Source organism: Nonomuraea sp. NPDC049646, from assembly GCF_044465525.1.
Classification (GTDB): Bacteria; Actinomycetota; Actinomycetes; order Streptosporangiales; family Streptosporangiaceae; genus Nonomuraea.
Genome location: NZ_JBITLU010000007.1, coordinates 103,633 through 116,632, shown reverse-complemented (window position 1 = coordinate 116,632; position 13,000 = coordinate 103,633). Strand labels below are relative to the sequence as shown.

15 protein-coding genes are annotated in these 13,000 nt (G+C 73.6%); 7 read left to right on the top strand and 8 right to left on the bottom strand.

What is annotated here, in order from left to right; genetic code table 11:
• Positions 1 to 31 precede the first annotated feature (31 nt).
• On the bottom strand, positions 32 to 490 hold the full coding sequence (locus ACIBQ8_RS21825; RefSeq protein WP_358293728.1) for a MarR family transcriptional regulator: 459 nt from the start codon (positions 488 to 490) through the stop codon (positions 32 to 34).
• Positions 491 to 570: 80 nt separating this feature from the next.
• Between ACIBQ8_RS21825 and ACIBQ8_RS21820 the strand changes: the two genes are divergently transcribed.
• The gene (locus ACIBQ8_RS21820; RefSeq protein WP_397192841.1) at positions 571 to 1,497 is read left to right on the top strand and encodes a cation diffusion facilitator family transporter; all 927 of its coding nucleotides are present in this window, start codon (positions 571 to 573) and stop codon (positions 1,495 to 1,497) included.
• On the opposite strand, the gene ACIBQ8_RS21815 is transcribed toward ACIBQ8_RS21820, so the two are convergent.
• The 3 genes from ACIBQ8_RS21815 to ACIBQ8_RS21805 all read right to left on the bottom strand — a co-directional run bounded on the left by ACIBQ8_RS21815 (position 1,494) and on the right by ACIBQ8_RS21805 (position 4,423).
• Entirely contained in the window at positions 1,494 to 2,090 is a 597-nt protein-coding gene (locus tag ACIBQ8_RS21815) for a 4'-phosphopantetheinyl transferase family protein (protein ID WP_397171544.1), read from the bottom strand. The genes ACIBQ8_RS21820 and ACIBQ8_RS21815 overlap by 4 nt on opposite strands.
• A gap of 17 nt (positions 2,091 to 2,107) precedes the next feature.
• The gene (locus tag ACIBQ8_RS21810) at positions 2,108 to 2,692 is read right to left on the bottom strand and encodes a hypothetical protein (protein ID WP_397192840.1); all 585 of its coding nucleotides are present in this window, start codon (positions 2,690 to 2,692) and stop codon (positions 2,108 to 2,110) included.
• Between the two features lie 336 nt (positions 2,693 to 3,028).
• The gene (locus tag ACIBQ8_RS21805; RefSeq protein ID WP_397171549.1) at positions 3,029 to 4,423 is read right to left on the bottom strand and encodes an aminopeptidase P family protein; all 1,395 of its coding nucleotides are present in this window, start codon (positions 4,421 to 4,423) and stop codon (positions 3,029 to 3,031) included.
• A gap of 139 nt (positions 4,424 to 4,562) precedes the next feature.
• Here ACIBQ8_RS21805 and ACIBQ8_RS21800 point away from each other — a divergent pair, with 139 nt between their 5' ends.
• The 5 genes from ACIBQ8_RS21800 (at position 4,563) to ACIBQ8_RS21780 (ending at position 9,088) form a co-directional block, all read left to right on the top strand.
• Positions 4,563 to 4,991 (top strand): CBS domain-containing protein, encoded by a 429-nt coding sequence (locus ACIBQ8_RS21800; protein ID WP_364331049.1) that lies wholly within the window; start codon positions 4,563 to 4,565, stop codon positions 4,989 to 4,991.
• A gap of 46 nt (positions 4,992 to 5,037) precedes the next feature.
• Entirely contained in the window at positions 5,038 to 5,676 is a 639-nt protein-coding gene (locus ACIBQ8_RS21795) for a hypothetical protein (RefSeq protein WP_397192839.1), read from the top strand.
• Positions 5,673 to 6,587: a carbohydrate kinase family protein gene (locus ACIBQ8_RS21790; protein WP_397171551.1), complete on the top strand. Its 915-nt coding sequence runs from the start codon at positions 5,673 to 5,675 to the stop codon at positions 6,585 to 6,587. Before ACIBQ8_RS21795 ends, ACIBQ8_RS21790 begins: the two co-directional genes overlap by 4 nt.
• A 66-nt stretch (positions 6,588 to 6,653) precedes the next feature.
• Entirely contained in the window at positions 6,654 to 7,427 is a 774-nt protein-coding gene (locus tag ACIBQ8_RS21785) for a cyclase family protein (RefSeq protein ID WP_397171553.1), read from the top strand.
• Entirely contained in the window at positions 7,424 to 9,088 is a 1,665-nt protein-coding gene (locus ACIBQ8_RS21780) for a thiamine pyrophosphate-binding protein (RefSeq protein ID WP_397192838.1), read from the top strand. The genes ACIBQ8_RS21785 and ACIBQ8_RS21780 overlap by 4 nt, the downstream gene beginning before the upstream one ends.
• Positions 9,089 to 9,176: 88 nt before the next feature.
• Here the strand turns inward: ACIBQ8_RS21780 and dhaM are convergent, their stop codons facing one another.
• From dhaM to dhaK, 3 genes are read right to left on the bottom strand one after another with little or no spacing between them, the layout of a single operon-like run.
• Positions 9,177 to 9,551: a dihydroxyacetone kinase phosphoryl donor subunit DhaM gene (gene dhaM / locus ACIBQ8_RS21775; RefSeq protein ID WP_352358152.1), complete on the bottom strand. Its 375-nt coding sequence runs from the start codon at positions 9,549 to 9,551 to the stop codon at positions 9,177 to 9,179.
• Entirely contained in the window at positions 9,551 to 10,237 is a 687-nt protein-coding gene (gene dhaL / locus ACIBQ8_RS21770; protein ID WP_397192837.1) for a dihydroxyacetone kinase subunit DhaL, read from the bottom strand. Before dhaL ends, dhaM begins: the two co-directional genes overlap by 1 nt.
• A complete protein-coding gene (gene dhaK / locus ACIBQ8_RS21765) occupies positions 10,237 to 11,217 on the bottom strand; it encodes a dihydroxyacetone kinase subunit DhaK (protein ID WP_397171559.1) in 981 nt (326 codons plus the stop codon). The genes dhaL and dhaK overlap by 1 nt, the downstream gene beginning before the upstream one ends.
• 155 nt (positions 11,218 to 11,372) lie before the next feature.
• Here dhaK and ACIBQ8_RS21760 point away from each other — a divergent pair, with 155 nt between their 5' ends.
• Complete coding sequence (locus tag ACIBQ8_RS21760; RefSeq protein ID WP_397171561.1) at positions 11,373 to 12,119, top strand: lysophospholipid acyltransferase family protein; 747 nt, start codon at positions 11,373 to 11,375, stop codon at positions 12,117 to 12,119.
• A 30-nt stretch (positions 12,120 to 12,149) separates the two neighbouring features.
• Here ACIBQ8_RS21760 and ACIBQ8_RS21755 read toward each other — a convergent pair whose 3' ends face one another.
• Positions 12,150 to 12,956 carry a serine/threonine-protein kinase gene (locus ACIBQ8_RS21755; RefSeq protein ID WP_352358144.1) on the bottom strand — a complete coding sequence of 269 codons (807 nt, stop codon included), beginning with the start codon at positions 12,954 to 12,956 and terminating at the stop codon, positions 12,150 to 12,152.
• Between the last annotated feature and the right edge of the window lie 44 nt (positions 12,957 to 13,000).

Sequence of the window (13,000 nt, the reverse complement as noted above, 5' to 3'; positions counted from 1 at the left end):
CCGGTGAGCCGTCGCCGATATCGGTTGGGCCTCAGCGCAGCTTCTTCAGGTGCTCGACGATGGGCCCGAACGCCTGCTCCAGCGCCTCGAGCTGGTCGTCGGTGAGCCGGTCGACGAAATGCTCGCGCACGCTCGCGACGTGGTCGGGCGCCACCCGCTGGATCGTCGCCCAGCCCTCGTCGGTCAGGACGGCGAACGTGCCGCGCCGGTCGTCGCGGCAGTCTTCCCTGGTGACCAGCCCCTTGGCCTCCATGCGGGAGATCTGGTGCGACAGCCTGCTGCGCGACTGGATCGTGGCGTCGGCCAGGTCGCTCATCCGCATGCGCCGCTCGGGGCTCTCGGAGAGGTTGACCAGGATCTCGTAGTCGTTCAGCGAGAGCTGGTGCTCCTGCAGCTCGCGGTCGAGGCGGTGCATGAGCAGCTTGTGCAGCGCGAGATGCGTACGCCAGGCACGCTGTTCGGCGGGGGAAAGCCAGCGGGGCGCGCTCATGATCCCCAATCTATCGCACGCCCGCGACGACGCGGCTACCTGCGGGGGGCCGCCGCGCAGGGCCGCCGTACAGTGATCTGATGGAGGAGAAGTCGGGGGAGAGCCTGGCGACCGTGCTGGTCGCGGGCGCCGCGAACCTGACCATCGCCCTGGCCAAGCTCGTCGCGGGGCTGATCGGCGGCTCGGCCGCGATGTTGTCCGAGGCGGCCCACTCGGCCGCCGACACGATGACCGAGCTGCTGCTGCTGGTCTCCGTACGCCGGGCGGGCAAGCCGCCCGACGCGCGCCACCCGTTCGGCTACGGCAAGGCGGGGTTCTTCTGGGCGATGATGGCGGCGGTCGCGACGCTGGTCGGCGGGGCGGGCTTCTCCGTCACCCACGGGCTGCACGAGATCAGCCACGGCGAGGAGCTGGGCAACCTCACGCCGTCCTACGTCGTGCTGGCCGTCTCGTTCGTGATCGAGGGCATCTCGTTCACGAAGGCGTACTCGCAGTTGCGCGCCGAGGCCGGCCGGTACAAGGTGCATCCGGCGCGGCTGGTGCGGATCACGTCCGACACCGCGCTCAAGGCCGTGCTGTTCGAGGACGCCGCCGCGCTGGTGGGCCTGGTGATCGCGGCGCTCGGGCTGCTCGGCTCGCAGTGGTCCGGCTCGGCCCTGTGGGACGGCGCGGCCTCCGTCGCCATCGGCCTGCTCCTGCTGGTGGTCGCGCTCATCCTGATCCAGTCGAACCTGTCGCTGCTGATCGGCCAGGCCGCCCCCCGGCAGGTCGAGGTCGGCATCCGCGCGGTGCTGCTGGCCCAGCCCGAGGTGGACGACGTGGTCGAGCTGCTGACGATGATGATCGGGCCGGGCTCCATCATGATCGCCGCCAAGATCGACTTCCGGGACGAGGCGAGCGCGGCGGGCGTGGAGATCGCCTGCGACGAGATCGACCGGCGGCTGCGCGACCGCTTCTCCGGCGTCACCCTGGTCTTCCTCGACCCCACCCCCACCCGCCGCCGCTAGCCTGCCGGCGGGACGGGAATCCGCTGGGCCGGCGTGTCGGTGATGACGGCGACCCTGATGTCCGGATCGGCCCGCCACTCCAGCAGGTGACCGGCCGGCAGCGGGTCGACGCCGGTCGTGCGCAGCTCGTCGAGGGTGAGCTCGCCGCGTTTGACCAGGGCCTCCTTGCGGGTCCAGTGGCGGATCAGGTCGTCGTTGCCGGTCACCAGGGCGCGTTCGGCGGGGGTGAGCGCGTGGTCGGCCAGGCCCTCGTTCAGCGGGCCCGGCGGCACGTGCTCGGCGTCCACGCCCACCCGGCCGGGGCCGGCCGCGGCGCACACGTAGCCGCGGGTGTGGCTGAAGCTCACGCCCAGGCCGGGGGCCTCGCGCAGGTACGGCCTGCCGTGGCCGGGGCCGTGCACCTCGCAGTGCTGCAGCAGGGTCAGCCCGTCCGGCGGCATGTCGAGCACGGCGGCGGCGCACAGGCGTACGAGCAGGTGGGCCGCGACGAAACAGGCGCGGTCGGCGGGGAAGACGAACCGGTCGGCGCGCTCGCGCTCGGCCTCGGTCAGCCACGTCTCGGGGGCGCGCACCTCTTCGGGGCGGCCGCCCATCGCCAGGGGGACGATCGTCAGTCCTTCTTGTTCGCCGCGGGGTCATCGGGCTTGTACCGGTCCTCCGAGGCCGCGCCGAGCACGGTCACGTCCTGGACCTTCCAGGCGCCCTTATGCTTCACAAGCGTGATCTTAAGGTGCGAATCGTGCACCGTGCGAATCGCCTGCGCGGTGTTCACCTGCTGGTCCACGACGACGATGGCGTGCGCGGTGGCCGCGTCGGCGTCGGCGTCGGCGTCGGTCAGGTAGACCTCGCGGACCTTGGCCTGCGAGACGGCCTTGAGCTGGACGATCGCCTGGGACATCGCGCCGCCGAACGCCGCGTCGTAGGTGGCCTGGAAGTCGCCCGTGGCCTGGGCGGACAGGGTCGAGCGGGTGCTCTGGAGGTCCTTGTAGTCGTAGCTGAGCAGGGCCTGGCCGAAGGCGCTCGCGGCGTCGGAGACCTGTAGGCGCAGGGCGCGTTCGCTCTCCAGGCGGGCCAGCGCGTCCCGGGCCCGGGACGCGCCGATCCACTGCAGCACCGCCACGGCCGCGACGGCCGCCACCAGCACCGCCGCCAGCGCACCGAACACCCGCGCCCGCGCGAACCGCCGACCCGCCACCGCCCTCGCCATTGGCCCACTGCCTATCACCATGGGCCTACTGCCCTCCGCCTCTGGGCCACCTTCCGCCTCTCCGGGGCCCGCGGCCTCGGAAGCCGCGGTGGGGGCCTCGGCGTCCGGGGCGGGTTCCGGGGTGGCGGGGGCGGTGAGGTGGTGGTCGGTGGTCATGGTGACTCCTCACGGCGGCGGGCTGCCCGGCCCGCCGCGACCCAGCCCACGATGCCACCACTCACCACGACGGCGAGGATGATCGCGACAATCAGCGGGCCGCCGGCGTCCGGCCCGCCGCCGTCCCGCGCCCTCCTGGACGCGGCCATGAGACCTGTGGCCGGGGCGTCACGAGCGGACGACGTTCATCCAGGACTCGATCTCGTCGGGGTGGCGGGGGAGGGCCTTGGACATCAGGGTGGCGCCCTCGGCGGTGACCACCAGGTCGTCCTCGATGCGGATGCCCATGCCGCGCAGCTCGGCGGGCAGCGTCAGGTCGTCGGGCTGGAAGTACAGGCCCGGCTCGACGGTCAGGACGTTGCCCTCCTCCAGCACGCCGTCGAGGTAGACCTCGGCCCGTGACCTGGCGCAGTCGTGCACGTCGAGGCCGAGCATGTGGCCGCTGCTGCACAGCGTGTAGCGCCGGTACAGGCCCGACTCCATGAGGGCGTCGGGGGAGTCCTTCAGCAGGCCCCAGTCGTGCAGGCCCTCGCAGATGACGCGCATGGCCGCCAGGTGGAAGTCGCGGAAGCTCGCGCCGGGCTTCAGCGCCGCGATGCCGGCGTCCTGGGCGGCCAGCACCAGCTCGTACGCCTGCCGCTGCGCCCCGGTGAACCGGCCCGACAGCGGGAACGTCCGGGTCACGTCGGCGGTGTAGAGGGTGTCGGTCTCGACGCCGGCGTCCAGCAGGAGCAGGTCGCCCTCGGCCAGCGCGCCGTCGTTGCGGATCCAGTGGAGCACGCAGGCGTGGGCGCCGGAGGCCACGATGCTGTCGTAGCCGACCGCGTTGCCCTCCAGGCGCGAGCGCAGCCCGAAGACGCCCTCCAGGTAACGCTCGCCGCGCGGGTGGCCGAGGGCCGCGGGCAGGGCGCGCACGACGTCCTCGAAGCCGCGCACGGTGGCGTCCACGGCCGACTGCAGCTCGCCGACCTCCCACTCGTCCTTGACCAGCCGCATCTCCGACAGGAACACCTCCAGCTCGGCGTCGCGGCCGCCGGCCGGCACCAGCGCGTCGACGGAGGCGTCGACGCCGCGCAGCACGCGGGCCGGGCCCTCGGAGCGCAGGTCGCGGATGTGCGCGCACTCGATCTGGTACAGCTCCGACGCCTCGGCCAGGTCGGGCCTGCGGCCCACCCAGAACTCGCCGTAGCGGCGGTCGCGGTAGAACTCCTCGCCCTCCTCGCGCGGCGAGCGCGGGCGCACGTACAGCACGGCCTGCCCGGACGGCTCGATGACCAGCACGTCGCCGGGCTCGCCCGCGCCCGTCAGGTAGGAGTAGGCGCTGTGCGGACGGAACCGGTAGTCGCTGTCGTTGCTGCGCACCTTGAGCGTGCCCGACGGGACGACCAGCCGCTCACCGGGGAAGCGCGCGGCCAGCGCCGCCCTGCGCCGGGCCGCCCAGGGAGCGATCGGCAGCGCGGTCACGCCGGTGCGCCGGGTGTCGGCCCAGCCGGTGCGCATGAACGCGGCCAGCTCCGGGGTGATGGGCAGGTCGTGGCTTCCGGTGTTGAGCTGCTCGGTCATCGGTGCCTTCCACGTCGTCGGAGATGCGGCAAGCCAGCCTACGTGACCGCTTGACGGGGTCCCCACTCGGTTGTTTGCCTGTGAGGACCGGGCATAAGCCGGCCCTCGGCCGGGGACATTGGGAGCAGAGGTGGTGCACATGCTCATCGGGACGATCCTGCGTAACAAGGGAAGCGCTGTTACCACGGTGGCGCCGGCGGCGACGGTGCGGGAACTGCTCGGCAAGCTCGCCGACCACAACATCGGCGCGGTCGTCGTCTCCACCGACGGCACGACGATCCAGGGGATCGTCTCCGAGCGCGACGTGGTGCGGCGGCTGCACGACCGGGGCCCCGAGATCCTCGACGCGCCGGTCTCCTCGATCATGACGACCGAGGTCCGCACGGCCGGGCCCGGCGACAACGTCGACGAGCTGCGCCGCACGATGACCACCCACCGGTTCCGCCACATGCCCGTGGTCGAGAACGGCCGCCTGGTGGGCATCGTCAGCATCGGCGACGTGGTCAAGAGCGCGATCGAGGAGCTGGAGACGGAGAAGGCGTCGCTCGTCGACTACCTCCACCGCTGACAGGGGCGTTGACAGGGGCGTCGATGGAGATGGCACCCTTGGGTCCGTGACGTACGGCCCCCCTGAGCCCCCTCGGGCGACGAGCAGTCCGCCGATCATCCTGCTCGTGTCCGGGCTGGCCGCCGTGGTGGCCTTCATCCTGGGCGTCTTCGTCGGGTACGGCGCGGAGGGCTCGTCGGCCTCGCCGGCCCCCAGGGTCACGGTGACGGTCGAGGGCACCGGCCCGCCCTCGGCCTCCGTCCCCGCCACCCAGCCCGCCCGGACGGACGCCCCGCAGACCGACCCCCTCCAGACGGACCCCCTCCAGACCGGTCCCGCTCAAACCGGCCCTGCGCAGACCGGTCCACCCCAAACCGGTCCCACCCAGAACGGCCCCACCCAGAACGGCCCCACCCAGAACGGCCCCACCCAGAACGGCCCTACGCAGCCCGGACCGGCGCAGACCGGGCCGATGGCCGGGATGCGGACGTTCGTCGTGGGGGTGGACATGCAGCCCGGCACCTACCGCACGACCGGTCCCGTCGCGGGCTCCACGAACTGCTTCTGGGCCCGGCTGAACAGCACGTCCCCCGACCTCGGCTCGGTGATCACCGCGGGCGCGCCGACCGGCCCGGCGAGCGTCACCATCGAGCCGGGCGACAAGGCGTTCCAGACCGCCGGATGCGCACAGTGGACCAAGGCATGACGGCCGTCGACCTCCTGGTCGTCGGCGACGCCAACCCCGACGTCGTGCTGTCGGGCGCGCCGCGCGAGCCGGCGTACGGCCAGCGCGAACAGCTCGTCGCGGGCGGCGACCTGGTCCTCGGCGGGTCCGGCGCGATCACCGCGTGCGGGGCCGCCAGGCTCGGCCTGCGCACCGCCTTCGCCGGCCGGGTGGGCGACGACGCGGCGGGGCGTTTCGTGCTCGGCGCGCTGGCCGAGCGCGGCGTGGACGTCTCCCACTGCGTCACCGACCCCCGGCCCACGGCCATGACCGTCGTGCTCGCCGACGGGACGGACCGGGCCATCCTCACCTCGCCCGGCTGCCTGCCGTACCTGACCGCCGCGGACGTGCCGCGCGGCCTGGCCCGGCACGTGCACGTGTCGTCGTACTTCCTGCAGCCGGGACTGGCGGCCGGGCTGCCCGCGCTGCTGGCCGAGCTGCGCGCGGCGGGCGCCACGACCTCGCTGGACACCAACGACGACCCGGCCGGCCGCTGGGACGGCCTCGCGGACGTGCTCGCCGAAACCGACGTGTTCCTGCCCAACGCCGCCGAGGCCAGGGCGATCGCGGCCCGCCTGTCCGGCGTCCGCGACGGGCCGCTGGAGGACGTCGCGGCGCGGCTGGGCGCCCTCGGGCCGGCCGTCGTCGTCAAGGACGGCGCGGACGGCGCGCTGGCCTGGGAGTCCGGCCTGGTGACGCGGGCCCCGGCCAGGCCCGTCGAACCCGTGGACACCGTCGGCGCGGGCGACGGCTTCGACGCGGGCTACCTCGCCGCCAGGCTGCGCGGGATGGGCCCGCGCGAATGCCTCGACGTGGCCGTGGCCTGCGGATCGTTGTCCACCCGCGCGGCCGGCGGCACCGCCGCCCAGCCGACCTGGGACGACCTGCGATGACCGCGGGTCGTTGCGCGGGTGAGTTCCGCTGGAGGAGGATGCGCTCAGCCCAACGAGGAGGATGACATGTCGGTGTTGCAGAGCTTCCTGGACAGCGTGCGCGGCGGTGCGATCGAGGTGGTCGACCTCACCGCGCCCCTGTCCTCCGAGACGCCGATCCTCCAGTTGCCCGAGCCGTTCGGCAACACCATCCCGTTCCGGCTGGAGGAGATCAGCCGTTACGACGACCGCGGCCCCGCCTGGTACTGGAACGACATCCACACCGGCGAGCACTCCGGCACCCACTTCGACGCCCCGATCCACTGGGTCACCGCCCGCGACGGCCAGGACGTCTCCCAGGTGCCCGTACGCAGCCTGATCGCGCCCGCGGTCGTGCTGGACTTCGCCGCCGAGGCGGCCAAGGATCCCGACTTCCTCCTGCAGATCGACCACGTCAAGGAATGGGAACGCGCCAACGGCCCGCTGCCCGACGGCGGCTGGCTGCTCTACCGCACCGGCTGGGACGCCCGCTCCGCCGACCAGGCCGCCTTCCTCAACGCCGACGAGACCGGGCCGCACTCGCCGGGCATCTCGGTCGAGTGCGCGTCATGGCTGGCGGCCGAGACCCCGATCCTCGGGCTGGGCGTGGAGACCGTCGGCACCGACGCAGGGGCCGCCCACTCCTTCGACCCGCCCTTCCCCTGCCACTCCTTCCTGCTCGGCGCGGGCAAGTACGGCCTGACCCAGCTCCGCAACCTCGACCGCCTGCCGGTGACCGGGGCCGCCGTGGTCGCGCCGCCGCTGCCCATCGTGGGCGGCTCCGGCAGCCCCGTCCGCGTCCTGGCCCTGGTGGAACGTTGACCGTCCCGGAGACGGCGGCCGCGGCGGTCGGCCGGACGCTGGCCGCCCGCGGCGTCCGGACGGCGTTCGGGGTGGTCGGCAGCGGCAACTTCCACGTCACGAACGCGCTGGTCGAGCACGGCGTGCGGTTCGTCGCCGCGCGGCACGAGGGCGGGGCGGCGACCATGGCCGACGCCTATGCCCGGATGAGCGGCGAGGTCGGCGTCGTCACGGTCCATCAGGGGCCGGGGCTGACCAACGCGATGACGGGGATCGCCGAGGCGGCCAAGAGCCGTACGCCGATGATCGTCCTGGCCGGTGAGGCGACGGACGCGCGCTCCAACTTCCACATCGACCAGGACGCCCTGGCAGCGGCGGTGGGCGCGGTCCCCATGCGCCTCACGGACGCCGCGCGGGCCGAGGAGCAGGCGCTCGAAGCCGTCCGCGTGGCCGCGCGGGAACGCCGCACGGTCCTGCTGAACCTGCCGCTCGACGTGCAGTCCGCCCCCGCCCCTGTTCTCACCGGTGCGGCCGCGCCCGGCCGGTCAGCCGCGGCGGGGGACACGGTGGGGGACACGGTGGGGGACACGGTGCGTGACACGGCGGCCGAGCTGGGGCGGTTGCTGGCCGGGGCGCGGCGGCCGGTGTTCGTCGCGGGCCGCGGCGCCCGGCACGCCCGCCGCGAGCTGGAGGCGCTGGCCGACCGCACCGGCGCCCTGCTGGCCACCTCCGCCGTCGCCAAGGGCCTGTTCCGCGGCAGCCCCTGGGACCTCGACGTGAGCGGCGGCTTCGCCACCCCGCTGGCCGCCGAGCTGATCCGCGGCGCGGACCTGATCGTCGGCTGGGGCTGCGCCCTGAACATGTGGACGACCCGCCACGGCTCGCTGATCGGGCCGGAGGCGAAGGTGGCCCAGGTCGACCTGGATCCGGCGGCCGTGGGCGCGCACGTCCGGGCCGATCTGGGGGTGGCCGGGGACGTCCGTGCCGTGGCGGCGGCCCTCACCGGGCCGGGCGGCGCCGCGCCGGGCTACCGGTCGGCCGAGCTGGCCCGGCGGATCAGGGACGAGGGCCGCTGGCGCGCGGTGCCGTACCGGGACGAGAGCGGCGCCGGCCGCATCGACCCCAGGACGCTCACCATCGCCCTGGACGACCTGCTCCCGAGCGAGCGCGTCGTGTCCGTCGACTCGGGCAACTTCATGGGATACCCCTCGATGTTCCTCGACGTGCCGGACGCGGGCGGGTTCTGCTTCACCCAGGCGTTCCAGTCGGTCGGGCTCGGCCTGGCGACCGCGATCGGGGCCGCCCTGGCCCGTCCGGACCGGCTCCCCGTGGCCGCCCTGGGCGACGGCGGCGCGTTCATGGGCATCGCCGAGCTGGAGACCGTCGTCCGGCTGGGGCTGCCCATGGTGGTCGTGGTCTACGACGACGAGGCGTACGGGGCGGAGGTGCACCACTTCGGGCCGCACGGGCATCCGCTCGGCACGGTCCGCTTCCCGCCCGCCGACCTGGCCTCGATCGCCCGGGGTCACGGGTTCGCGGCGGTGACCGTCACGGACGTCGCCGGGCTGGCGGGCGTGGCCGAATGGCTCAAGGGGCCCAGGGACCGCCCGCTGCTGGTGCACGCCAAGATCACCGGCGAACGCGGCTCCTGGTGGCTGGAGGAGGCCTTCAAGGGCCACTGAGAGAGGACGGCGGAGTCCCGCCGAGCGGCCGGGGCGCCGGACATCGGGCGCCGAGAACCGGGTGCCGAGAACCGAGCACCCGGGCTGGTCAGAGTTTGCGGTAGGTGCGGGCCTCTTCGGCGGCGGCCAGCACCTCCGCCAGCGACCCGCCCGTGCACGCCGCCACGCACGCCGCCACCGCCCCCTCCACGAACGGCACGTCCGCGATCACCACCCGCCCGTCCTCCTCCAGCAGCCGGGCGGTCAGCACCGAGCTGCCGAGGTCGGGGATGATCAGCACGCCGTCGCCCCGGTCCACGCTGCGCACCGCCTGCTCGACGAGGTCGAAGCTGGTGCCCAGGCCGCCGTCCGCGGTGCCGCCGGCCGCCGCCACCGGCACGGGCTCCGCGGCGATCCCCAGGGCCAGCGCCGCCGTCTCAGCCGCCAGCCCGGCACTGTGCGAGACCAGCACCACCCCGACCATCAGCCCTCCGCCCGCCCCTGGCCCGCTGCCTCGTCCCGGCCCGCCGCCCGGTCCTGGCCCTCCGCGCGGCTGCGGGCCACGGTGGCCAGGGCGCGCATGATCAGGGCCGCCGAGGCGGCTCCCGGGTCCTCGTGTCCCACGCTGCGTTCGCCCAGGTAGCTGGCCCGGCCCTTGCGGGCCTGGAGGGGGATCGTCTCGCGCGCGCCCTCGGCCGCCGCGTCCGCCGCCCGTTCGAACGCCTCCAGCGCCCCGATGCCGTCCCGTACGGCCAGGGCCAGCGACCGGGAGGCCGGGACCAGCGCGTCCACCATGGTCTTGTCGCCCAGGGCCGCCTTGCCGAGCCGTTCCAGCGCGACCACGCCCTCCTCGAACGCCGCCTCGAAGCGGGCCAGCGTCACCGGGGACTCCAGCGTCCGGCCCATCTGGCGGAACATCGACCCGTACAGCGGGCCGGAGGCGCCGCCGACGCGGCGGATGAGGGCCGTGCCCGCGTCGGCCAGCACCTGTCCGGGCGAGCCCGGCGGCCGGTCGGCCAGCGCCTTGGCGACCTCGGTGAAGCCGCGGTCGAGGTTCGCGCCGTGGTCGGCGTCGCCGATGGCCGCGTCGAGCTCCGTCAGCCGTTCGCGGTCGCGGCGGACCAGCCGGGCCGCCTCGTCGAGCCAGTCCGCGAAGAAGCGGGTGTCCATCAACGCCCCCAGCGCAGCGCCGGCGTCTCGACGGGCGCGTCCCAGAGCCGGATGAGCGTGTCGTCGACCCGGCACACGGTGACCGAGAAGCCCTGCATGTCCAGGCTCGTCACGTAGTTGCCGACGAGCGAGCGGGCCACCCGCGCGTCCTTGCCCTTCACGAACCCCGCGACCTCGGCGAACAGCACGTACAGCTCCATGAGCGGGGTGCCGCCCATGCCGTTGACCATGACCAGCAGGTCGCCGCGGAGCGGCAGGTCGCTGTGCAGGGCCTCCATCGCGACGGCGGCCAGCTCGCGGGCCGAGGCCATCGGCACCCGCGTGCGGCCGGGCTCGCCGTGGATGCCGATGCCCAGCTCCACGTCCGTCTCGGGCAGGTCGAACGTCGGCTTGCCCGCCGACGGCGTCGTGCACGAGGTCAGCGCGATGCCGAACGAGCGGCTGCGCTCGTTCACCTCGGCGGCCACCCTGGCCACCTCGGTCAGCGGCGCGCCCTCCTCGGCCAGCGCGCCCGCGATCTTCTCCACGAACAGCGTCGCGCCCGTGCCGCGCCGCCCGGCCGTGTAGAGCGAGTTCTGGACGGCCACGTCGTCGTCGACCAGCACGGAGGCCACGTCGTTGTCCTCGGCCAGCTCGGCGGCCATCTCGAAGTTGAGCACGTCGCCGGTGTAGTTCTTGACGATGTGCAGCACCCCGGCGCCGCCGTCGACGGCCTTGGTGGCCTCGATGATCTGGTCGGGCACGGGCGAGGTGAAGATCTCGCCGGGGCAGGCGGCGTCCAGCATGCCGTGGCCGACGAACCCGGCGTGCAGCGGCTCGTGGCCGGAGCCGCCGCCCGACACCAGCCCCACCTTGCCGGGGCGCGGCCCCGCGGCCCGGTAGACCACGCGGTCCTGGACCCTCAGCGCGGGATGGGCCGCGGCCATGCCGTTCAGCGCGTCCTCCACCACGGAGTCGGCGGTGTTGATGAGCTTCTTCATGGTCAAAACATCTGCCCGTTCTCACGGGAGGGCAAGCGCCGCCGCGTGAACAGGGGGGATGTCCTACGATCTCGTGACCCGGGCCGATCTTTTCCGGGCCGGGACGGATACGCCGGGTGGCCTGCCGACCGGCGTGAGTAGGCTACCTTCTGCTCATGGCTGAGATTGTGTACCCGCCGGTGATCACCGCCGCGCGGACCCTCTTTCGCGTGCTCGACTACCGCTTCCACATGGAGGGCACCGAGCACGTGCCCAGGACCGGGGGAGCGGTGCTGGTGAGCAATCACATCAGCTATCTCGACTTCATCTTCGCGGGGTTCGCCGCGCTGCCGTCCAAGCGGCTGGTGCGCTTCATGGCCAAGCAGGACGTCTTCGACCACCGGATCTCCGGGCCGCTGATGCGCGGCATGCACCACATCCCGGTCGACCGCGGGGCCGGGGCGGGCTCGTACGCCACCGCGCTGCGCAAGCTGAAGGCCGGCGAGGTGGTGGGCGTCTTCGCCGAGGCCACGATCAGCCGCTCCTTCACCGTCAAGGAGATCAAGAACGGCGCCATCCGCATGGCCCAGGCCACCAACGTGCCGGTCATCCCGGTCGCCCTGTGGGGCAGCCAGCGGCTGTGGACCAAGGGCCGGCCCAAGCAGCTCACCCAGCGGCACGTGCCGATCACCATCCTGGTGGGCGAGCCGTTCCACCCCAAGCGCGGCGAGGACGTCAACCAGCACACCGTCGACCTGCACGCGCGCCTGTCGGAGCTGGTCGACCGGGCGCAGCGCACCTATCCCGAGGTGCCGCCGGGCGTGTGGTGGCAGCCCGCGCACCTGGGCGGCACCGCGCCCACCCCCGAGGAGGCGGCCGCCATGGACGCCGCCGAGGCCGAGGCCCGCGCCCAGCGGGACTGAGGCCGCCTCCGGTCCGCCGGAGGGAGCCGGTCAGATGGCGGCCTGGTAGGCGCTGGCGCGCATGCCGGCCAGCAGGCCCGCCGTCTGCTCCGGCGTGTAGCGGCGCACCGGGTCGTGGTGGAGCAGCCCCTCGATGAGCGGGCGCATCACCCCGGCCCGCCGCGGCGGCGGGTACGGGCCGCTGCGGGCCATGCCGAGCACCGTGGCCGCGTCCTGCCCGGGGTAGGGCGGCTGGCCCTCGACGGCGCTGTAGAGCGTCGCGCCGAAGGACCACATGTCGGCCTCCTTGCTGGCCGGCCCGCCGTGCAGCCGCTCCGGGGCCATGAACGCGGGGGTGCCGCGCAGCCGCCGCGAGGTCGTCATGCGGATGTCGCCCTCGGCCGTGGCGATGCCGAAGTCGGTCAGCACCACCCGGTCGCCGGTCAGCATCACGTTCGCGGGCTTGACGTCGCGATGGAGCACGCCGGCCTTGTGCGCGGTGCGCAGCGCGGCCAGCAGGTGCTGGCCGATCGCCACCACCGACTGCGCAGGCAACGTGCCCACCTGCGAGAGCAGTTGGTGGAGTGAGAGCCCGTGCAGGTACTCCATCACGATCCAGAGCTTGCCGCCCACTTCCATCAGGTCGTGGACCGTGACGATGTTGGGGTGCGTCAGGCCGGCCGCCATCCGGGCCTCACGCAGCACCCGGCGGCGAACCATCTCGGCCTCACCGGCCAGAGTCAGCTCCTTCAACGCCACCTCTCGGTGGAGGAGCCGATCGAACGCCCGCCAGACGACTCCCATACCCCCACGACCGGCCTCCTCGTTCAGGAGGTACCGTCCGCCGATCTCCCGCATACCATCCCCTCAAGCTCGGGGATAATCATGTCATCTCCGCACGC